This is a genomic window from Enterobacter cloacae complex sp. R_G8 (assembly GCF_024599795.1).
GTDB classification, from domain to species: Bacteria; Pseudomonadota; Gammaproteobacteria; order Enterobacterales; family Enterobacteriaceae; genus Enterobacter; species Enterobacter dissolvens.
In genome coordinates, this window is record NZ_CP102246.1 from 3,910,538 (window position 1) to 3,929,817 (window position 19,280).

Here is a 19,280-nt window from a genome sequence, read left to right on the forward strand (position 1 = left end):
GTTTGAACCAAACTCAGCATAACGCTTTTAACAATCTGAGGCATAAAAAATGAAACCGGCATCCGTTATCATTATGGACGAACACCCTATCGTCAGAATGTCGATAGAAGTCCTGCTACAGAAAAATAAAAATATCACAGTCAAACTGAAGTCTGGCGACAGCCACGAAGTCCTTGACTGTATCCGCAATCACGCCATCGATCTGGTGATCCTGGACATTGAACTCACGGGCACCGATGGCTTCGCTTTACTGAAACGAATCAGAAACTTAAACAAAGACATCAAGGTCTTGTTCCTCTCTTCCAAATCGGAATCCTTTTACGCGGGGCGCGCCATTCGTGCCGGTGCAAATGGGTTTGTCAGTAAACGAAAAGATTTGGGTGAGATCTACAACGCTGTGGAAATGATCCTGATGGGCTATTCTTTTTTCCCGTCAGAAACGCTGAACTTTATTAATCATCTGGGTTCAGGGAAAGGGATGGCGGCAGATATGCCATTATCGAATCGCGAGGTCACGGTATTGCGCTATCTGGCGAATGGATTATCGAATAAGGAAATTGCTGAACAACTACTATTAAGTAACAAAACCATTAGCGCGCACAAATCCAATATTTATTCCAAGCTCGGCGTGCAAAGCATTGTGGAATTAATCGATTACGCCAAGGCACACGAGCTGCTATAACCTGAATTCACTCCCTGCAGTTTATCTGAGCTGCAGGGAGTGCGGTCAGCGCTAATTATAATTAATCATAAAGGTAGCATCCGCATCGGCGCGTCCGGGCTGGGGGTTATCCGCAGTGGCAATATAATTAGCATAGAATGACAGCACGGCATTTCCCTGCGCATCCACCGTCACCGGCTGGCTGGCCTGCTGCAACGCCAGACGCGTTTTATCCGCATCCCTGATCTCCACCGCGACGTTATTCGCCGTGCTGGCATCGTTCAGCGCCAGCAATCCGCTGTCACTCCCGTCCGTTTTCCCGGAAAACGTAATCGATGCCGCGCCTGGCGGACAGCCGGTTAGCTTTAGCGTAAAAGGCATGGGCTGCGTACGACTCCCCGTGGTGCGGAGCTGTTTTGTCGGCCAGGTGCCCAGCGTAACAGTCTTATCGCTGTCGTTACCCTCTGCCACGCAGGTAAAATCAACGATATTGCCGTACATCTGAATATTGATCTCGCCCAGCGCTGTGGCTGACCACGCATTTGCCTGACACATCGTCAGGGCCAGCGCAGCGAAAGGCCATTTCCAGTTCCGCATCTCTCCCCCTTAATCGTAATCCACGCGCAGATAGCCGCGAGAGGTGAACCGGCCTTCTGCTGGTTTATTCCCCGTAATGCTTACCGGCCAGACCCGGATCCCGACCTGCGCCTGAGCACTGTCATCCAGTCGGAACGGAATTTTACTGTTCAGGTTGTTAGGCGTCAGAGGCGTACCGCTATCGTTCGCCACGACAAACCCTAAATCCGGGTTATCGGAAACCAGCGCATTACCCGAAATTTTTTCCGCCTCGATGCGCATCGTCAGATACGCATTGGCCTCCACATTGGTGCACTTAATGGCAATGGTTTTGCTTTGGGGTGAGACATTCTGAGGACGATTGCCGGCCCCCGCCTGGCTGAACAACGACGCGCCAATATCACCAAAATCAAATTCCACCACCTGCCCGGCATTAATCGCACAGCTTTGAGGTACCTGAATGGTGCCGCTGTAGCTAATGGTATACACCGGGGTATTCAACGGGTCGGATGACGTGGTGGTCACATAGACGGTGAACATGGTTTGCTGAGGGATCACCACCATGTTGATAAACCGCCGCGTGACTCTCAGACGAAAGACCAGCTTCGAATCGGTGACAGGAAACGCCTTGTTGTTCGGAACGTTAGGGTGCTGCCCCATCTGGATGTAGTTTGCCGGCGGGTAGAAGGTGCCCGCGTAGTCATCGTGGATCTGCATTGCACCATCAAGGTAGTCATTCAGCTTCACATACTTATAGCTATCAATCACCGTCGTTATCGGCAGGCTGGTGACGTAACTACGCATCGTGGACTTCCCGGTTGTACCTCTGGGGCAAATAGCATTAACGCCCACCAGCCCGGATTTTTGCGCAAGGGTCACAATCTGCCCCGGTTTGTTATTGGAACTGTTAAAGACGTTTGAAAGATCGTACGAGATATCCTTTGCCACGCCCGTAGAGTTCTGGCAGACCGTCGCCCACGCGGGCATCGTGCTGCAGAGCAGCGCTAAGCTAAACACATTGCGTAAACTGCGCATCTTTGGGTTCCTGTTAACGGTCACAGCTTGCCCCCGCCATGGTAATGGCCTGGTTTTGGCTTTCAGGCGATAAACGATAGTGCGCACGACACTGGGACTGCATCCCATTGCCCCACTGAATAAGCAACTCCCCTTCCAGCGGCAGGCCGCTCAGGTAAATCTGCCCGTCATCGCCCACCATGCTGGTGACCCCGCTCTGGGTTTCACGGACCACGGCACCAAACGGCACTGGCTGGTTGCCGCGCGTCACGGTCAGCAGGGCACGCACGCCAATACGGGTATCGAAGCTGGCGCGCACCAGCGCGCCTTTGGTCGGCACCACGCTGCTGACGTTATTTTCGATGTCGGTGTTGTTACTCATGGAGTTGGTATCCAGCGCCACGCGGTTATAGCGGTAGACGGTGGCATAGGGCATCACCGCGTAGCCTCGCCAGTCGGTTTTCACCCCGGTCTGGTTTTCCACGCTGACGCCCGATGCTCCCGGCGCTTTAATCAGGACGTTGGTATCCCCCAGCGGCTGGCTGAAGGTGACACCGTCGGCATGGCCTACCACCCCACCGGCGAGCTGCCAGTTGAGATCGTGCTGATCGCGCGCGTAGTTGTAGCCCACACCCAGCGTGCCGTAGGTCGCCTGCCAGTTCGCGCTGGCGCTACCGCTTGAGCCGTTGGTACTGGTGTGCCCCTGCGTAACGCTGTAGTTCAGGTTGCGATCTTCCAGCAGGGTGCCGCTGACCCCGGTTTGCCAGCTGGTATCACCGTCGCTGTTGCGGCTGGCTGACGCCGTGGCGTAGGCGCGGTCGATGGCACTGTCCCGACGATACCCCTGACGGGTAAAGAGGCTGAACGGCACCGAGACGTTAAACGACGCGATCCGGTCCGTGCCCTCGATCCCGACGGACTTGTTCCACGACCATGACAGGGAGTAGTTGATCCCTTTTACGCCCCCGGCATAGCCGAGCTGATACCAGAGGTTCGACTGGCTGGTACCCCAGTAGGTCTGCTCGCTGCCGGAAACATAGACTGAGCCGTAATCACCCAGCGACTGAGAGATATTGAGCTGGAAGCGCCCTTTTTTATTCCATGTCAGGTTGTGATAGCTCTGCACGTCCGGCACGCCGTCATCATCCTGGCTGTCGGCATACTGATAGCCTTCCATCGAACGCCAGGCCACATCATCCAGGGTGTAAAACCCTTTCGTGGAGTAGCGATAGCCCAGCAACTGGAAGTTGGTGCCGAATCCGTTAAGTGATTTTGCATACAGGAAACGCAGGGACTGGCCTTCATGGCGGCTGTCGTCCGCCAGCTGGCTGCGGGCATGGGTGACATCGACGGACACCGCGCCCCAGTCACCGAGGTTTTTCCCGGCACCAATGGCCACTGCGGTATAGCGCGACGCCAGCTGCGTACCGCCGTACAGGGTGAAGCCATTGGCAAGACCGGTAATCAGCGTGCCCTGGGTAAAGAACGGCGTGTCCTGATCGCTGTTACCGCTGCGGTAATCCCCTGCCACGAGGTCATATTTCCAGCGTCCTTCACGCTGCAGCAGCGGCACGGTGGAGTACGGCACGGTATAGCGTTGCTGGCTACCGTCTTTCTCTTCCACCGTCACCTCCAGATCGCCGCTTGAGGAGGTGGGGTTCAGATCGGTGATGGCAAACGCACCAGGCTGGACGTAGCTCTGATAGATAACGTAGCCGTTCTGGCGAACGACCACTTTGGCTGGCGTCCGGGCGATACCGCGCACGGTTGGCGCGTAGCCCTGCAGGCTGTCCGGGTACATGCTGTCGGACGAGAACAGCCGTCCGCCGCGGAAACCGACGCTGTCGAAGACATCATTGCCGGTATTGCTGTCGCCCAGCACCAGCTCGCTTTTGAGGGGAATGACGGTACGCTGCGCCCAGGTGCCGATGTTCTGCCAGTTACTGTGCCGCTGACCATTACTTTGCGTATAACGCCAGGCACCGTTATTGCGTAAACGCCAGGCGCCATAGTTCAGCCCGCTCTGCAGGTTCAGATAGTAGCTGTCGTCCTCGCTTCCCCGGTTGCCGGTAAAGCTGTAGTTCAACAGCGCGGCGGGGATCCCTTCATCCCACTGTTCAGGCGGGATATAGCCACGGGCGCTGTTCTGCATCGCCACCTGCGGCAGGCTGATATTCAGACGCTGTGAGGCGAAGTTAAACGCGACCAGGCTCCCGGGGATCGCTTTTGCCAGCGGGACACAGGTATCGCCCTGCACGTTAACGAGATCGGGAAACGCGGCGATGTTAACGCCAAACCGCTCCAGCATTTTACGTGTGATGCACGGCGCCAGCCCACCCGCGACCGGGGGCGTATCGTCGGCCTGCTCAAAGCGCACGTCCTGGGTCGCGATAAACTCATCGTTACGCCAGATATCCACGCGATACACGCCGGGTGCCTGCTGATGACCTTGTTCAAAACGCGATAAATCCGCCACGCTGGCGGTATCGTCGGACAAAAAGGCCGGATTAAAGTAGCTTTCGCTCCAGCCCGCCTGCGGCCAGAGCGTTGCCATCAGCGCCAGTGCAACCGGGCAGTAACGCCATTGATGATTATTCATCGCCCTGACTCTGCTCACAGGTTGACGCTACGCGCCGGAGTAATGGCACCGTAGTCATTGACGCTCTGCCAGGAGAGCGTACCGCCCGCACCGGCCGGCAGCGTCTGCTGCGCCGAGTTCTTTGGCGCGATCATAATATTGTCCAGCGTCTGACCGCCCAGCTTCAGATTGACCAGCGTGATGTAATACGGTGACGCGTTGCTGATCTTCAGATGGGTGCCAACACGCTCAAAGCGCAACTGAGAGAGCGCCTCTTCCGGCTGCATCGCCAGATTGTTCGGGCGCACAAACAGCTTGATACGCGACAGGATGGCCAGTTGCAGCACGTTGTTGTTTTCGGTTTTGGCTTTGTTCACTGACGGGATCGCTTTCACGTTCATGTAAAAGAGCGATTCACGATCGGCGGGCAGCGCGGGGCCGGCATAAATAATGCGCAGGGTGTTTTCGCTGTCCGGTTCACTGACAAACAGCGGAGGCGTAACGGCAAAGGTCTTTTCCTTTTGCCCGTTCGCATTTTCGATCCATGCGTTTATTAAATAGCGTTCTTGTTTGTTGCTGTTGGTGATCGCCAGTGAAGTTTGTTTAGCATCTGCCGGATAAATAACGCGCGTGGCTCCGAGTGCAATACCACCGGACGCATTCGCGCATGCAGAAACCATCATTAAAATAAACGATAAAATCAGTCCTGGTTTAATTAGCGTATTCATCAAAACCGTACCTTTAATAATGTGTTCGCAGGTGTTATGGATAAATCAACGTAAACCAGACATCCGACTGAATATTGCCTGGTACAAGGTGTTCGGAAATAGCGCGATAACGGGCGCTAAAATGAAACGCAAGCTCGCGTGTCTCAATCGGCAGCCAGCTGACCGCCGTGGCGTTGGGGATAATCTGACGCTGTTGTTCGTCAAAGAGCGCCAGCCCCACCCCGCTGCTGATGGGTGTTTCACCTGGCCGCGATGTCGCCAGAAAAACCTGTGGATCTTCTGCGGGCGTGATGCCCTGAAACTGGATCCCGACGGTGCGCGAGACATCCACGCTGCAATCCAGCAGCCGCACGGTGAAAGGCACATTAACCGTGGAAAAACTGCCCACCCCGGAAAATGAGTTGGTTCGGTACTGCCCCATGTCGATGCGCATATTCTGGCTGTCCGGCGCCACGGCGCAGCCGCCGTTCACCAGTTCACCTCTGAGGTGTACTTTGCCGCCGTCAATCACCACCGTATGGGCGAGTGCCTGAGAAGCCATCGCAAGGGTTAACAGCAGTAGTGTTCCTGTCCTTGTCATCCTTCGTTCCTGGCCTGAGCGTATAACGGGCCTCATCCGTGAGGCCAAAACATCCCTGTACGGAGGAATTATTCGTATTTCATAACGAAAGTGGCGTCAGCGTTCGCCTGGCCTGGTTCAGTGGTCGCCGCCGTTGCTTTATAACGCGCGCTGAAGTTCAGGGTGTTGGTACCCTGGATCAGGTTCTGCGCTGCAGAGAAGGTGGCACCGTCTGGGGTCAGAACGCTGGATTTGCTGTCGAGGATCTCGATACCAACACCTTTCGCGGTGTTGTCGTTGCTACCGGAGGTGACTGCCAGCAGGGTTTTGTCGGTCGCGTCGATCTGACCGGTAAACGCTACAGCAGCCGTTTTCGCCACCAGCGGATCGCAATCGTTCAGTTCGATGGTGAATGGAATATTAGACGTCGTGTCACCCACTTTGGTGAATTTCGCGGTACGGTATTGACCGAGATTAACAGTCTGCTCGGAAGAATCGGTATTTACTGAACATGCAGCATTAACCAGTTCACCTTTAAAATGCACGGTACCGCCATTTACAGAAACTGGCGTAACCGGATCCGCAGCGTGAGCGGCACCCGCGACCAGGGCCAGTGAAGCAATAACAGTAGAAGCAATGTTGCTGAGTTTCATGTCTATTCCTTTAAAATGTAAATAACCCTTCCCGCGAATTATCGGGAATAAGAAATACGTTCAATTGAAAAATTGAAAGCTTATTTCGGAGGAGACAAAGTAGCTCAGGAAACTATTTTTAAATATGTCAAAACGCTGCCATTTTACCAGGTCACATCCTAATCCCGCCTAAGAAATTGACCATCATCCGGGAAGGGTCTTTACGCCCGCCGGAGGAAAACTCGCAAAGGGTGACTGACAGCGGCGCTCGCTTCTGACAAAATACAGGCCATCCCCCCTTTCAAACGTTACAGACGGAATCTTCTCTCTGATGGCAGCAAAGATTATTGACGGTAAAACGATTGCGCAGCAGGTGCGCTCTGAGGTCGCGGAAAAAGTGAAGGCGCGTAAAGCGGCTGGATTTCGCGCACCAGGGCTCGCCGTTGTGCTGGTTGGTAGCAACCCGGCATCGCAGATTTATGTCGGCAGCAAGCGCAAAGCGTGTGAAGAGGTGGGGTTCGTCTCCCGCTCTTACGATTTGCCAGAAACCACCACCGAAGCAGAACTGCTGGAACTTATTGACACCCTGAATGCCGATAAAGAGATCGACGGTATTCTGGTCCAGCTGCCGCTGCCGGCAGGCATCGACAACGTGAAGGTGCTGGAGCGTATCGCGCCGGATAAAGACGTGGACGGTTTCCACCCGTACAACGTTGGCCGTCTGTGCCAGCGCGCGCCGCGCCTGCGTCCCTGCACCCCGCGCGGTATCGTGACGCTGCTGGAGCGTTATAACATCGACACCTACGGTCTGAATGCCGTAGTGATTGGCGCCTCCAACATCGTGGGCCGTCCGATGAGCATGGAGCTGCTGCTGGCCGGCTGCACCACCACCGTGACCCACCGCTTCACCAAGAACCTGCGTCATCACGTTGAGAACGCCGATCTGCTGATCGTCGCGGTCGGTAAGCCAGGCTTCATTCCAGGGGAATGGATTAAGGAAGGGGCAATTGTCGTGGACGTCGGGATTAACCGTCTGGAAAACGGCAAAGTGGTCGGCGACGTGGTTTACGAAGACGCCGCGGCGCGTGCCTCTTACATCACCCCGGTGCCGGGCGGCGTAGGCCCGATGACCGTTGCCACCCTGATTCAGAATACCTTGCAGGCATGCGAGGAGTATCACGACGTAGAGGACGCGTAACATGGCGACATTTTCATTAGGTAAACACCCACACGTTGAACTGTGCGATCTGCTGAAGCTGGAAGGCTGGAGCGAAAGCGGCGCGCAGGCCAAGATCGTGATTGCCGACGGGCAGGTTTTCGTCGACGGCGTGGTAGAAACCCGTAAGCGCTGCAAGATTGTTGCCGGTCAGACTGTCAGCTTTGACGGCCAGAGCGTGACGGTTACGGCCTGAGTCGTTTGATGCCCTCACCCTAACCCTCTCCCACAGGGAGAGGGGATGACAATCCCCGCACACCTATCACGGTTAATTATCGATCAACTTCAAATAATCACTATTTCATCTGCTGAAAAGTGAAAATTGAGTTGCGCGTTTTTCACGCTTTGCCCACGATAAGTAGAACGTTCTACTAAAACGTTCTACTTACAATAACAGCGCCAAAAAAAGCGCTTCTCGGGGGAAATCAGCATGAGTCTGATATCAGGGTTTGTTAAATCGCTGTCTAAGTTATCGATGATTGGTCGCGCCTTAATGCTGCCAATTTCACTGCTTCCCGCTGCGGGCCTGCTGTTGGCCTTTGGCGATAAGTTTCACCTGCCGCTGATGATGAACGCGGGCGGGGTTATCTTTGATAACCTGCCGATGCTGTTTGCCATTGGCTCCGCCGTAGGTCTGGCATCGGAATCCGGCATTGCCGCGCTCTCTGCCGCCGTCTCGGTGTTTGTCACCAATATCACCATCAGTACCGTGCTGAGCATCACGCCGGAAATGGCCTCTCAGGGCGGAAAATACGCCATGGTGGTCGGCATCCCGACGCTGCAGATGGGCGTCTTCGGCGGGCTGATCTGCGGTATTCTGGCGGCGTGGTGCTATAACCGTTTCCACACTATGCAACTGCCGGAGTTCCTCGGCTTCTTCTCCGGCAAACGCTTTGTGGCGATTGCCACGGCGTTTCTCTCGTTCCTGCTCGGCCTGCTGCTGCCCTACGTCTGGCAACACATCCAGGCCGGTATCGACGCGCTCTCCGTGGTGGTGAACGGCGATAATCAGGCCGCCTCGACCTTTATCTTCGGCCTGGTCGAACGTGCGCTGATCCCGCTCGGTCTGCACCACATCTGGTATCCCTCTTTCTGGTACTCATTTGGTGATTACACCACCCAGGCAGGCCAGGTGATCCACGGCGACCAGACCATCTGGTTCAAGATGCTGGAAGAAGGGGTGAAATCCTTCAGCAGCGACACTTACCAGAACGCCGGTAAGTTCATGCAAGGGGAATTCCCGCTGATGCTGTTCGCACTGCCTGCGGCGTGTCTGGCGATGTATCATGAAGCACACACCAAAAATAAGAAAATCGCGGCCGGTATTCTGTTCTCTGCAGCACTCACCTGCTTCCTGACGGGGATCACCGAACCGGTGGAATTCACGTTCATCTTCGTTGCGCCGATCCTCTACGTCTTCAACGCCATTATGGCGGGTCTGGCGTACATGACCATGTATCTGCTGCACGCCCATATCGCCAAGTCGTTCTCAGCAGGCTTTATCGATTATCTGTCGTTCGGGATCCTGCCGTCATTTAACGGCTATCAGACCAACTTCCTCAATGCCATTATCATTGGTATTCCGATGGGCCTGATTTATTACTTCACCTTCCGTTTCGTGATCCGTCGCTTTGACGTGAAAACGCCGGGCCGTACCGAAGTAACCGCCAGCGCGGATGATAAATCCGATTCTGAACTCGCCACCGAAATCATTACCCTGCTGGGCGGTGCGCACAACATCGACTCCGTTGGCTCCTGTATCACCCGTCTGCGCCTGGAAGTGGCAAAAAGCGATGCGGTGGATAAAGATGGCCTGAACGGGCTCGGCGCGCGCGGCGTGGTCTTCGTGGGTGATAACGGTATTCAGGTGATTTTCGGTGCCAGAGCACAGTTTATCGCCCAGACCATGTCCACCATGATTGGCAAATAATAAGATGCCGGAACGACACGTCTCCTGTAGTCTGGGAGACGTGTCGTATCTGGCTGATAATCGGTAAATTTCAGGGAGCGGTTTTGAAGAAAGTCAGCATCATTGATGTCGCAAAGCACGCGGGGGTGTCGGTCTCTACCGTATCGCTGGTGCTACGTCAGAAAGGGAAAATCTCCGAAGCAACGATCGAGAAGGTCAATGCCGCCATCACGACGCTGGGCTATGTTCATAACGTTGCCGCTGCCAACCTTCGCGCCAACACCTCCAACCTGATCGGCCTGATCCTGCGTGATTTTAGCGACAGCTTTTCCATCAAAGTCATGGCGAGTATCGTCCAGGAGCTGGAGAAGCAGGGGTATATGGTTTTTCTCGGCCAGCCGCTGAACGATCGGGAGCATTTAGAGCGTACTCTGCTCTCCTTTAAGCAACAGGGCGTGGCGGGCGTGATCTATCTCGCCTCTGATACGCGCTCCTCAACCCTGCCGGAGCAGATCCGCCAGTGTCCGCTGCCGCTGGTGGTGGTCTCGCAGTCTCTGTTGGACGAAAAATGCAACCTGGTGATGCGCGATAACCGCCAGGCGGCGAACCTGGCCGCGCGCTATCTTATTGAACGTGGGCACCGCAACATCGCCTACATTGGCGGGCGGGAAGGCTGTCTTATTCGCGAGCAACGCCTGCTCGGATTTCGCAGCGCAATGACCCAGAACGGGCTGGTGTGGCGCGATGAAAGCTCCCCGGCCTGCAGCGATGACACGCAAGCCGCGGCGATGGCGACCCGCCAGCTGCTTGAGAAAAACAACACCATCACCGCCCTGCTCTGCCATTCACCGGATGCGATGATCGGCTGCATTAGCGGCATTCATCAGGTGGGCCGCACCGTGGGAAAAGACGTGTTTCTGACGCAGCAGGTCGCACTGGTGGGCTTTGAAGATATGCTGCACGTCAACCTGACCTCGCCGTCGTTTACCTATGTCTCCTCCGCCAGTGACGAGACAGGCCGCCAGGCGGCGGGTCTTATCATCCGTAAGCTGAAAGAGCCAGAGCTGCAGACGCAGCGCATTACCCTCTCCGGCCAGCTTATCGCGCGGGAATCGGCGTAAAAATCGGAATTTAGCACAGGTCAGTTCCAGCGAAATCGCTGCTATATTGCCATGATTTGTCATGGAAAATTACGATGCCTACCGTTATTACTCACGCTGCTGTTCCGCTTTGCCTGGGCTTAGGTCTGGGAACCCGGGTTATCCCTCCCCGCCTGCTTTTCGCCGGTGTCGTGCTCGCAATGCTGCCCGATGCCGACGTGCTGGCGTTTAAGTTCGGCGTTGCTTACGGCAACGTTTTCGGCCATCGCGGCTTTACCCATTCACTGCTGTTTGCCTTCGTGGTGCCGATACTCTGCGTACTGTTCGGGCGACGATGGTTCAGGGCAAGTTTGACGCGCTGCTGGCTGTTTTTAACCGTGTCGCTGCTGTCGCACAGCCTGCTCGATTCCATCACCACCGGCGGGAAAGGCGTCGGCTGGCTGTGGCCGTGGTCAGATGAACGGTTCTTTGCGCCGTGGCAGGTGATCAAGGTCGCGCCGTTTGCGCTGTCTCGCTACACCACGCCGTACGGGCATCAGGTGATTATCTCTGAACTGCTGTGGGTATGGCTGCCGGGGGTGGTGCTGATGGGATTGTTGTGGTGGCGAAAGCGTGCGCGCTGATGCCCTCACCCCGGCCCTCTCCCACAGGGAGAGGGTTAGGGTGAGAGGAAAATTACTTACGGCGCCAGGTGGTCCCCTGAGGGCCATCTTCCAGGATGATCCCCATCTCGGTCAGACGGTTACGCGCCGCATCTGCTGCCGCCCAGTCTTTAGCCTGACGGGCTTCGAGACGTGCGTTAATCAGCGCTTCAATCTCCGCCACTTCACCGTCATCCGCCTGTGCGCCGCTCTGCAGGAAGGCATCCGGCTCCTGCTCCAGCAGGCCGAGCACGGAAGAGAGTTTGCGCAGGTGAGAAGCCAGCGCATTCGCTGCCGCCATATCTTCTGACTTCAGACGGTTGACTTCACGCGCCATGTCGAACAGCACGGAGTAGGCTTCCGGCGTGTTGAAATCATCGTTCATCACCTCAACAAAGCGGGCCTCGAACGCCTCGCCGCCCGCAGCCTCCACGGACTTGTCGGTACCGCGCAGCGCAGTGTACAGACGCTCCAGCGCCGAGCGCGCCTGTTTCAGGTTCTCTTCGCTGTAATTCAGCTGGCTGCGGTAGTGACCGGACATCAGGAAGTAACGTACGGTTTCCGCATCGTAATACTTCAGCACGTCACGTACGGTGAAGAAGTTGCCCAGCGATTTAGACATCTTCTCGCGATCAACCATCACCATCCCGGAGTGCATCCAGTAGTTCACATACTCGCCGCCGTGCGCACAGGTGGACTGCGCGATTTCGTTTTCGTGGTGCGGGAACATGAGGTCTGAACCGCCGCCGTGAATATCGAAGTGTTTGCCCAGCTGTTTGCAGTTCATCGCCGAGCACTCAATGTGCCAGCCTGGACGCCCTTCACCCCATGGAGATGGCCAGCTTGGTTCGCCCTCTTTGGACATCTTCCACAGCACGAAGTCCATTGGGTTACGCTTCACGTCGACCACGTCAACGCGCGCGCCGGCCTGAAGCTGGTCAAGATCCTGACGGGACAACGAGCCGTAGGTGGGATCGGTTGGCACCGAGAACATCACGTCGCCATTGTCCGCAACGTACGCATGACCGCGTGCGATCAGCTTTTCAGTGATGTCGATAATTTCATGAATATGGTGGGTTGCACGCGGCTCGCTGTCCGGGCGCAAAATGTTTAACGCGTCGAAATCTTTGTGCATCTCAACGATCATACGATCCACCAGCGCGACAAAGCTTTCGCCATTTTCATTAGCGCGCTTGATGATTTTGTCGTCAATATCGGTGATGTTGCGCACGTACTTCAGGTTATACCCGAGGAAACGCAGGTAACGAGACACCACGTCGAACGCGACAAAGGTACGGCCATGGCCGATATGACAGAGATCGTAAACCGTAATACCACACACGTACATGCCGACTTCCCCGGCATGGATAGGTTTAAATTCCTCTTTCTGGCGCGTCATTGTATTAAAGATTTTTAACATCGAAGATTCCATGTAAACACGTGTGTGGACGAAAACCGGGTATTCTACCCGTAATTCAAACCCGAAGCAGCACACAATGCAAGGTGATCGCATCCTGTGGTTATGCTATAACAGGCCCCTATATATGACCCGAACGCGGGTCGACGTACCACAATAACGGAACAGGATGCAAAAATGGTTACTTTCCACACTAATCATGGCGATATCGTAATCAAAACCTTTGATGACAAAGCGCCTGAAACAGTTAAAAACTTCCTGGACTACTGCCGCGAAGGTTTCTACAACAACACCATCTTCCACCGTGTGATCAACGGTTTTATGATCCAGGGCGGCGGTTTTGAACCTGGCATGCGCCAGAAAGAAACCAAAGAAGCGATCAAAAACGAAGCCAACAACGGTCTGAAAAACACCCGTGGCACGCTGGCGATGGCGCGTACTCAGGCACCTCACTCTGCCACCGCGCAGTTCTTCATCAACGTGGCTGACAACGACTTCCTGAACTTCTCCGGCGAAAGCCTGCAGGGTTGGGGCTACTGCGTATTCGCAGAAGTGGTTGAAGGTATGGACGTGGTCGACAAGATCAAAGCCGTTTCCACCGGCCGCAGCGGCATGCATCAGGACGTTCCAAAAGAAGACGTTGTGATTACCAGCGTGACCGTCAGCGAGTAATTCGTGGCGACACTCTTTATTGCAGATTTGCACCTGCAAACAGAAGAACCGGCGATCACCGCCGGTTTTCTGCGTTTTTTAGCGGGTGAAGCCAGAAGCGCCGACGCGCTTTACATCCTTGGCGACCTGTTTGAAGCCTGGATCGGCGACGACGACCCGAACCCTCTGCATCGTGAAATGGCTGCCGCCATTCACGCGCTGGTCACCTCCGGCGTTCCCTGCTACTTCATTCACGGCAACCGCGATTTTCTGGTCGGTCCTCGCTACGCCCGCGAAAGCGGCATGACGCTGCTGCCAGAAGAACAGGTGCTTGACCTCTATGGTCGAAAAGTCCTGATCATGCACGGTGACACGCTCTGTACTGACGATACCGGCTATCAGGCGTTTCGCGCGAAGGTCCACACCCCATGGATCCAAAAGGTATTCCTTGCCCTGCCGCTGTTTATCCGTAACCGTATCGCCGCCAGAATGCGCGCGGGCAGTAAAGCCGCCAACAGCAGCAAGTCGATGACCATCATGGACGTCAACACGCAGGCGGTGGTGAACGTGATGGAGAAACACCACGTCCAGTGGTTGATCCACGGTCATACCCACCGTCCCGACGTGCATACGTTGGTCGCCAACGGCGAACCGGCTCACCGTGTGGTACTGGGTGCCTGGCACAGCGAAGGATCGATGGTTAAAGTCACGCCTGAAGGCGTGGAACTGATCGCTTTTCCGTTTTAATCTCTCCCGCAAAATTCATTCTATTTTTTTGAACGATATCGGCAAATTGTTTCGATTTTAATCAGCCCGTGGTCGGCCTATCATTTATCACATCAGGGCAACACGCCCTATCCCAAACAAAACACTTAAGGAATACGACCATGAAATCTATCAAAACTTTCGTTGCAGTTGCCGCTCTGTCTCTGATCTCTTTCGGTTCTTTCGCACAAAGCGTCAGCGCGACAGCCTCTACCCTTGACCGTGCAGAAGCGAAAATTGCCGCTCAGGCTGCTGAACAGGGCGCGTCTTACAAAATCACCAGCGCACAGTTCAACAACCGCGTGCACATGACCGCAGAACTGACTAAATAAGACCACTGATTGCCGTGCCGCCAGTCCATCTGCGACAGCGACAAGACGATGAGGAAGGAAAGAGAATGAAAAAAATCAGCATCGTAAGTGCCCTGCTGCTGGCGGCCGGACTGTCCACTGGCGCGATGGCGGCGGAGAAAGGCTTCTCCACACCGGAAGCAGGCTCGAATATCGACACCAGCCTGGTGAATCATATTGATGTCAGCCACGCGTTCGACAAAGAGAACCTGACCGCAGGGGATCTTCAGTAACCTCTCAAAACAGACCGCCTGAACGCGGTCTGTTTTGTTATCCTCAGGGTGCCACAACGGCTCAGTTTTTAACCGCGCAACCGTTTTCCTTGCCCGTATTACATGCTATTCTCTGTGCCCTCGAAAGCAGTGTGTTTCGCACCACAGGAGTTTTAAGACGCATGTCTTCCCGCAATAATCCGGCGCGTGTCGCCATCGTGATGGGGTCCAAAAGCGACTGGGCTACCATGCAGTTCGCCGCCGAAATCTTTGAAATCCTGAATGTTCCTCACCACGTTGAAGTGGTTTCCGCACACCGCACGCCGGATAAACTGTTCAGCTTTGCCGAAAGCGCGCAAGAGAACGGTTACGAGGTGATCATTGCCGGTGCGGGCGGCGCAGCACATCTGCCAGGCATGATTGCCGCCAAAACGCTGGTGCCGGTACTGGGTGTTCCGGTGCAGAGCGCCGCACTGAGCGGTGTCGACAGCCTTTACTCCATCGTGCAGATGCCGCGTGGTATTCCTGTGGGTACGCTGGCCATCGGCAAAGCGGGCGCGGCAAACGCGGCTTTGCTGGCGGCGCAGATTCTGGCGACGCACGATAAAGCCTTACACCAGCGTCTGGCTGACTGGCGTAAAGCCCAGACCGACGAGGTGCTGGACAACCCGGACCCGCGGGGTGCGGCATGAAGCAGGTTTGCGTTCTCGGTAACGGTCAGTTAGGCCGCATGCTGCGCCAGGCCGGCGAACCGCTGGGCATTGCCGTCTGGCCGGTCGGTCTGGATGCCGAACCCGAAGCCGTGCCGTTCCACCAGAGCGTGATAACCGCCGAGATCGAACGCTGGCCGGAAACCGCGCTGACCCGTGAACTGGCGCGCCATAACGCTTTTGTGAACCGCGACGTGTTCCCCATCATTGCTGACCGTCTGACGCAAAAACAGCTGTTCGACAAGCTCGGCCTGGCGACCGCGCCGTGGCAGTTGCTGTCTGATAAAAGCGAGTGGAACGATGTCTACGCAATGCTGGGCGAACTGGCGATTGTAAAGCGTCGCGTCGGCGGGTATGACGGCCGCGGACAGTGGCGTTTGCGCGCGCACGAAACAGCCGAACTGCCGGAAGAGTGCTACGGAGAGTGCATCGTTGAGCAGGGCATTAACTTCAGCGGTGAAGTGTCGCTGGTTGGCGCTCGCGGCCACGACGGGCGTACCGTATTTTATCCTCTGACCCATAACCTGCATCAGGACGGGATCTTACGCACCAGCGTCGCCTTCCCCCAGGCCAATGCTGAACAGCAGGCCCAGGCGGAAGAGATGCTCTCAGCCATTATGCATGAACTGGGTTATGTGGGCGTGATGGCGATGGAGTGTTTTGTAACGCCGTCCGGTCTGCTGATCAACGAACTGGCACCGCGCGTTCACAACAGCGGTCACTGGACCCAAAACGGCGCATCAATCAGCCAGTTTGAGCTGCACCTGCGCGCCATAACTGACCTGCCGCTGCCGCAGCCGGTGGTCAACAGCCCGTCGGTGATGATCAACCTGATCGGTACCGATCTGAACTACGACTGGCTGAAGCTGCCGCTGGTGCATCTGCACTGGTACGACAAAGAGGTTCGTCCGGGTCGTAAAGTGGGTCACCTTAACCTGAACGACAGCGACGCAGGCCGCCTGAGCGCTACCCTGGAAGCAATGATCCCTCTCCTGCCGCCGGAATACGCAAGCGGGATTGTCTGGGCGCAGTCAAAGCTCAAATAAGCGATAAATGCCGGGGAGTTGATCTTCCCCTTCCCCGGCCTCTCCCCACGCGCGTAAAATCCCCCTCCATTGCTGTTTTGATTTCTGGAATAACCATGAACGATGGAACGGATTATCGCGCGATCCTCGCGTCCGATACCCCCTTAATCGACGTTCGCGCGCCGATAGAATTTGCGCAGGGTGCGATGCCTGCGGCAATCAATCTGCCTTTAATGAATGACGACGAACGCGCCGCCGTGGGGACCTGCTACAAACGCCAGGGGCCCGACGCTGCGCTGGCGCTCGGCCACAGCCTGGTGAGCGGCGACACGCGTGAGGCCCGAATCAACGCCTGGCGCGAAGCCTGTCTTGCCCGTCCTGAAGGCTATCTCTGCTGCGCGCGCGGTGGACAGCGCTCGCATATCTCACAGGCCTGGCTGAAAGAGGCGGGTGTGGATTACCCGCTGATCCGCGGCGGCTATAAAGCCCTGCGTCAGGCGGCGATTCAGGTCACCCTCGAGCAGTCACAAAAACCGATGGTGCTTATTGGCGGCTGTACCGGAAACGGTAAAACGTTGCTGGTGAAGCAGCACGCGCAGGGGATCGATCTGGAAGGGCTGGCTCACCATCGCGGCTCGTCGTTTGGCCGCACGCTCACACCACAGCTTTCCCAGGCAAGCTTTGAAAATCACCTTGCCGTCGAACTGCTGAAAAAGGATGCTGCACGTTGGGTGCTGGAGGATGAGGGCAGGATGATTGGCTCTAACCATCTGCCGGAATGCCTGCGCGACCGGATGACCGAAGCCCCTATCGTGGTGGTAGAGGATCCGTTTGACATTCGTCTTGAGCGCCTGCGCGAAGAGTATTTCGACCATATGTGGGCCGATTTTTCTGCCGCCTACGGCGAAGAGGCTGGCTGGAAGGAGTATAGCGAGTATCTGCACCACGGCCTGTTCGCCATTCGCCGCCGTCTGGGGCTGCAGCGTTATGCGGAATTCACCGCGCTGTTAGATTCCGCGCTGCTGGAACAACAACGCTCTGGCAGCACTGACGCACACTTTAGCTGGCTTGCGCCGCTGCTCAGAGATTATTACGACCCGATGTACGGCTATCAGCTGGAGAAGAAAGCGGAGAAGATTGTGTATCGCGGGACGTACGAAGAAATTGCTGAGTGGCTTGATCGCTAAAAGAAAGCCGGGTGGCAAGGTAAAAGCAAAACGGCAACCTGGTTGCCGTTTTTACTGTTTGTACCCTCTCCCTGTGGGAGAGGGCCAGGGTGAGGGCATCAGACCGCACCCTGTGCTTCGACTTTAGAAGTCGTAACGCAGACGCACCAGGTTCATATCGCCCAGGTTGTCGGTGCTGGAGGTGAACACGTGTTCGTAATCCACACGGAAACCGTAATCCAGCTGGAAGCTGATACCCACACCGTTGTCGATGCGCTGGTAGTTACGGCCGTTCACGTACTCGATACGGTCACCCATGAAGTAAGGCTGGATGGATTTAACCGCATACTGATTGATTGGGAATTTGTACCCTGCGAAGTATTCGATACCCCATGCGTCACCGGCAAAGTAGTCGTTCACAGACACTTTTTTGGTGGTCAGGAAGTTCTGATACCAGCCGCCGCCAGCAGAGAAGGTCCAGTTATCCGGCGTCCAGCTGAGCGCGGTACCGAGGATGTTCTGGTCATAGGTTTTGCTGTCGCCGTTGTCCGGGTTGCGCATGTCCGCACGGGTGTAGTTCCATGCCGCGCCCCAGGTCAGGTCGGTGGTCAGGTGGTAATCAATACCCAGGGAACCGCCGCCTTTACGCTTGTAGCGCAGACCGTTACCCGGCAGGTATTCGCTGTCTTCAAACAGGTAAGAGGCGTAGATATCAGCGTCGCCAACGGTTTTCTTATATTTCAGCATATTGCGTGAACGATAAGAGCCATCGTAGTCGCCATTGATGCCGTTACCTGGTGCCTGGGCGATCATGTCGTAGTCCCAGATATCGGTTTTCACACCCACCACATCATAGTACACGCTGTTCTGTTGACCGAAGGTCAGCGTACCCCAGGTGTCGCTCTTCAGGCCGGTGTAGAGCATACGGCGCGTGGTGTCGTGGGCACCGTCAGCATAGTGATGATCCCAGTTGAACTGGGCAGGGATATTCACACCCAGTTCGTAGTAGCTGATCCAGCTGATGTCGTCGAACAGATAGTAATCTGCCGCAAAACGGAAACGGGTGCCGCCGTCGAAGCCGTTGCGTTTGTAGCTGTTTTTACCGTCGTCGCCCGTCATGTTCTGGAACTGAGGACGAATACTGCCGCCAACGGTAAAGTTCAGACGGCTCAGCGGGTTACCCGCCTGCGGATCTTGCTTAAGAACCGTGATTTCCGCCTGAGATGCGAAGGAGGTTAATGCCACTGCTGCGCCAATAGCTGTCGCCAGCGCGGTTGTTTTTATAGTCATTATTTTTCCTTAATAGACACGCTGCTAAATATTTAGCGTGTGAATATTAACTGGAAATAAACGGACTGTGTGGGTGGGTT

At 55.7% G+C, this 19,280-nt stretch carries 21 protein-coding genes; 13 read left to right on the forward strand and 8 right to left on the reverse strand.

Annotated features, from left to right (window positions below; genetic code table 11):
- The first annotated feature begins 49 nt into the window (after window positions 1-49).
- Window positions 50-682, forward strand: coding sequence for a fimbria biosynthesis transcriptional regulator FimZ (gene fimZ / locus NQ842_RS18595; protein ID WP_014830944.1), 633 nt, complete (start codon window positions 50-52; stop codon window positions 680-682).
- Window positions 683-733: 51 nt separating this feature from the next.
- Here fimZ and sfmF read toward each other — a convergent pair whose 3' ends face one another.
- From sfmF to fimA, 6 genes are all read right to left on the reverse strand, one after another.
- Window positions 734-1,258 (reverse strand): fimbria assembly protein, encoded by a 525-nt coding sequence (gene sfmF, locus NQ842_RS18600; protein ID WP_047360833.1) that lies wholly within the window; start codon window positions 1,256-1,258, stop codon window positions 734-736.
- 9 nt (window positions 1,259-1,267) lie between these two features.
- Window positions 1,268-2,272 carry a type 1 fimbria D-mannose specific adhesin FimH gene (fimH, locus tag NQ842_RS18605; protein WP_014830942.1) on the reverse strand — a complete coding sequence of 335 codons (1,005 nt, stop codon included), beginning with the start codon at window positions 2,270-2,272 and terminating at the stop codon, window positions 1,268-1,270.
- Between the two features lie 13 nt (window positions 2,273-2,285).
- A complete protein-coding gene (locus NQ842_RS18610; RefSeq protein WP_046888534.1) occupies window positions 2,286-4,850 on the reverse strand; it encodes a fimbrial biogenesis usher protein in 2,565 nt (854 codons plus the stop codon).
- A gap of 14 nt (window positions 4,851-4,864) precedes the next feature.
- Complete coding sequence (fimC, locus tag NQ842_RS18615; RefSeq protein WP_046888533.1) at window positions 4,865-5,557, reverse strand: type 1 fimbria chaperone FimC; 693 nt, start codon at window positions 5,555-5,557, stop codon at window positions 4,865-4,867.
- Between the two features lie 34 nt (window positions 5,558-5,591).
- The gene (fimI, locus tag NQ842_RS18620) at window positions 5,592-6,137 is read right to left on the reverse strand and encodes a type 1 fimbrial protein subunit FimI (protein ID WP_063411904.1); all 546 of its coding nucleotides are present in this window, start codon (window positions 6,135-6,137) and stop codon (window positions 5,592-5,594) included.
- A 68-nt stretch (window positions 6,138-6,205) separates the two neighbouring features.
- Window positions 6,206-6,769: a type 1 fimbrial major subunit FimA gene (gene fimA / locus NQ842_RS18625; protein WP_014830938.1), complete on the reverse strand. Its 564-nt coding sequence runs from the start codon at window positions 6,767-6,769 to the stop codon at window positions 6,206-6,208.
- 310 nt (window positions 6,770-7,079) lie between these two features.
- Here fimA and folD point away from each other — a divergent pair, with 310 nt between their 5' ends.
- From folD to NQ842_RS18650, 5 genes are all read left to right on the forward strand, one after another.
- A complete protein-coding gene (gene folD, locus NQ842_RS18630) occupies window positions 7,080-7,946 on the forward strand; it encodes a bifunctional methylenetetrahydrofolate dehydrogenase/methenyltetrahydrofolate cyclohydrolase FolD (RefSeq protein WP_013095929.1) in 867 nt (288 codons plus the stop codon).
- A 1-nt stretch (window position 7,947) separates the two neighbouring features.
- Window positions 7,948-8,160, forward strand: a complete 213-nt coding sequence (ybcJ, locus tag NQ842_RS18635) for a ribosome-associated protein YbcJ (RefSeq protein ID WP_014830937.1) — start codon at window positions 7,948-7,950, stop codon at window positions 8,158-8,160.
- Between the two features lie 234 nt (window positions 8,161-8,394).
- The gene (locus NQ842_RS18640) at window positions 8,395-9,894 is read left to right on the forward strand and encodes a PTS transporter subunit EIIC (protein ID WP_014830936.1); all 1,500 of its coding nucleotides are present in this window, start codon (window positions 8,395-8,397) and stop codon (window positions 9,892-9,894) included.
- Window positions 9,895-9,977: 83 nt separating this feature from the next.
- Window positions 9,978-10,994, forward strand: coding sequence for a Mal regulon transcriptional regulator MalI (gene malI, locus NQ842_RS18645; protein ID WP_020685029.1), 1,017 nt, complete (start codon window positions 9,978-9,980; stop codon window positions 10,992-10,994).
- Window positions 10,995-11,068: 74 nt separating this feature from the next.
- A complete protein-coding gene (locus NQ842_RS18650; RefSeq protein ID WP_014830934.1) occupies window positions 11,069-11,596 on the forward strand; it encodes a metal-dependent hydrolase in 528 nt (175 codons plus the stop codon).
- Window positions 11,597-11,648: 52 nt separating this feature from the next.
- On the opposite strand, the gene cysS is transcribed toward NQ842_RS18650, so the two are convergent.
- On the reverse strand, window positions 11,649-13,034 hold the full coding sequence (gene cysS / locus NQ842_RS18655; protein ID WP_014830933.1) for a cysteine--tRNA ligase: 1,386 nt from the start codon (window positions 13,032-13,034) through the stop codon (window positions 11,649-11,651).
- Between the two features lie 174 nt (window positions 13,035-13,208).
- On the opposite strand from cysS, the gene ppiB reads away from it, so the two are divergent.
- The 7 genes from ppiB to mnmH all read left to right on the forward strand — a co-directional run bounded on the left by ppiB (window position 13,209) and on the right by mnmH (window position 17,931).
- Window positions 13,209-13,703: a peptidylprolyl isomerase B gene (ppiB, locus tag NQ842_RS18660; RefSeq protein WP_000256009.1), complete on the forward strand. Its 495-nt coding sequence runs from the start codon at window positions 13,209-13,211 to the stop codon at window positions 13,701-13,703.
- 3 nt (window positions 13,704-13,706) lie between these two features.
- A complete protein-coding gene (lpxH, locus tag NQ842_RS18665; protein ID WP_014830932.1) occupies window positions 13,707-14,429 on the forward strand; it encodes a UDP-2,3-diacylglucosamine diphosphatase in 723 nt (240 codons plus the stop codon).
- A 140-nt stretch (window positions 14,430-14,569) separates the two neighbouring features.
- Entirely contained in the window at window positions 14,570-14,779 is a 210-nt protein-coding gene (locus NQ842_RS18670; RefSeq protein ID WP_013095921.1) for a YdgH/BhsA/McbA-like domain containing protein, read from the forward strand.
- 65 nt (window positions 14,780-14,844) lie between these two features.
- Window positions 14,845-15,030: a hypothetical protein gene (locus NQ842_RS18675; protein ID WP_046888529.1), complete on the forward strand. Its 186-nt coding sequence runs from the start codon at window positions 14,845-14,847 to the stop codon at window positions 15,028-15,030.
- Window positions 15,031-15,191: 161 nt separating this feature from the next.
- Window positions 15,192-15,701, forward strand: coding sequence for a 5-(carboxyamino)imidazole ribonucleotide mutase (purE, locus tag NQ842_RS18680; RefSeq protein ID WP_013095919.1), 510 nt, complete (start codon window positions 15,192-15,194; stop codon window positions 15,699-15,701).
- Window positions 15,698-16,765, forward strand: a complete 1,068-nt coding sequence (gene purK, locus NQ842_RS18685) for a 5-(carboxyamino)imidazole ribonucleotide synthase (RefSeq protein WP_257256191.1) — start codon at window positions 15,698-15,700, stop codon at window positions 16,763-16,765. Before purE ends, purK begins: the two co-directional genes overlap by 4 nt.
- A 95-nt stretch (window positions 16,766-16,860) precedes the next feature.
- A complete protein-coding gene (mnmH, locus tag NQ842_RS18690; protein WP_046888527.1) occupies window positions 16,861-17,931 on the forward strand; it encodes a tRNA 2-selenouridine(34) synthase MnmH in 1,071 nt (356 codons plus the stop codon).
- A gap of 123 nt (window positions 17,932-18,054) precedes the next feature.
- On the opposite strand, the gene NQ842_RS18695 is transcribed toward mnmH, so the two are convergent.
- On the reverse strand, window positions 18,055-19,200 hold the full coding sequence (locus NQ842_RS18695; protein WP_014830928.1) for a porin: 1,146 nt from the start codon (window positions 19,198-19,200) through the stop codon (window positions 18,055-18,057).
- Window positions 19,201-19,280 lie beyond the last annotated feature (80 nt).

Bases quoted from the DNA above. Each gene is read 5' to 3' on its own strand.
- fimZ (WP_014830944.1), top strand. From the start codon at position 50: ATGAAACCGGCATCCGTTATCATTATGGACGAACACCCTATCGTCAGA.
- sfmF (WP_047360833.1), bottom strand. From the start codon at position 1,258: ATGCGGAACTGGAAATGGCCTTTCGCTGCGCTGGCCCTGACGATGTGT.
- fimH (WP_014830942.1), bottom strand. From the start codon at position 2,272: ATGCGCAGTTTACGCAATGTGTTTAGCTTAGCGCTGCTCTGCAGCACG.
- NQ842_RS18610 (WP_046888534.1), bottom strand. From the start codon at position 4,850: ATGAATAATCATCAATGGCGTTACTGCCCGGTTGCACTGGCGCTGATG.
- fimC (WP_046888533.1), bottom strand. From the start codon at position 5,557: ATGAATACGCTAATTAAACCAGGACTGATTTTATCGTTTATTTTAATG.
- fimI (WP_063411904.1), bottom strand. From the start codon at position 6,137: ATGACAAGGACAGGAACACTACTGCTGTTAACCCTTGCGATGGCTTCT.
- fimA (WP_014830938.1), bottom strand. From the start codon at position 6,769: ATGAAACTCAGCAACATTGCTTCTACTGTTATTGCTTCACTGGCCCTG.
- folD (WP_013095929.1), top strand. From the start codon at position 7,080: ATGGCAGCAAAGATTATTGACGGTAAAACGATTGCGCAGCAGGTGCGC.
- ybcJ (WP_014830937.1), top strand. From the start codon at position 7,948: ATGGCGACATTTTCATTAGGTAAACACCCACACGTTGAACTGTGCGAT.
- NQ842_RS18640 (WP_014830936.1), top strand. From the start codon at position 8,395: ATGAGTCTGATATCAGGGTTTGTTAAATCGCTGTCTAAGTTATCGATG.
- NQ842_RS18650 (WP_014830934.1), top strand. From the start codon at position 11,069: ATGCCTACCGTTATTACTCACGCTGCTGTTCCGCTTTGCCTGGGCTTA.
- cysS (WP_014830933.1), bottom strand. From the start codon at position 13,034: ATGTTAAAAATCTTTAATACAATGACGCGCCAGAAAGAGGAATTTAAA.
- ppiB (WP_000256009.1), top strand. From the start codon at position 13,209: ATGGTTACTTTCCACACTAATCATGGCGATATCGTAATCAAAACCTTT.
- NQ842_RS18670 (WP_013095921.1), top strand. From the start codon at position 14,570: ATGAAATCTATCAAAACTTTCGTTGCAGTTGCCGCTCTGTCTCTGATC.
- NQ842_RS18675 (WP_046888529.1), top strand. From the start codon at position 14,845: ATGAAAAAAATCAGCATCGTAAGTGCCCTGCTGCTGGCGGCCGGACTG.
- purE (WP_013095919.1), top strand. From the start codon at position 15,192: ATGTCTTCCCGCAATAATCCGGCGCGTGTCGCCATCGTGATGGGGTCC.
- purK (WP_257256191.1), top strand. From the start codon at position 15,698: ATGAAGCAGGTTTGCGTTCTCGGTAACGGTCAGTTAGGCCGCATGCTG.
- mnmH (WP_046888527.1), top strand. From the start codon at position 16,861: ATGAACGATGGAACGGATTATCGCGCGATCCTCGCGTCCGATACCCCC.
- NQ842_RS18695 (WP_014830928.1), bottom strand. From the start codon at position 19,200: ATGACTATAAAAACAACCGCGCTGGCGACAGCTATTGGCGCAGCAGTG.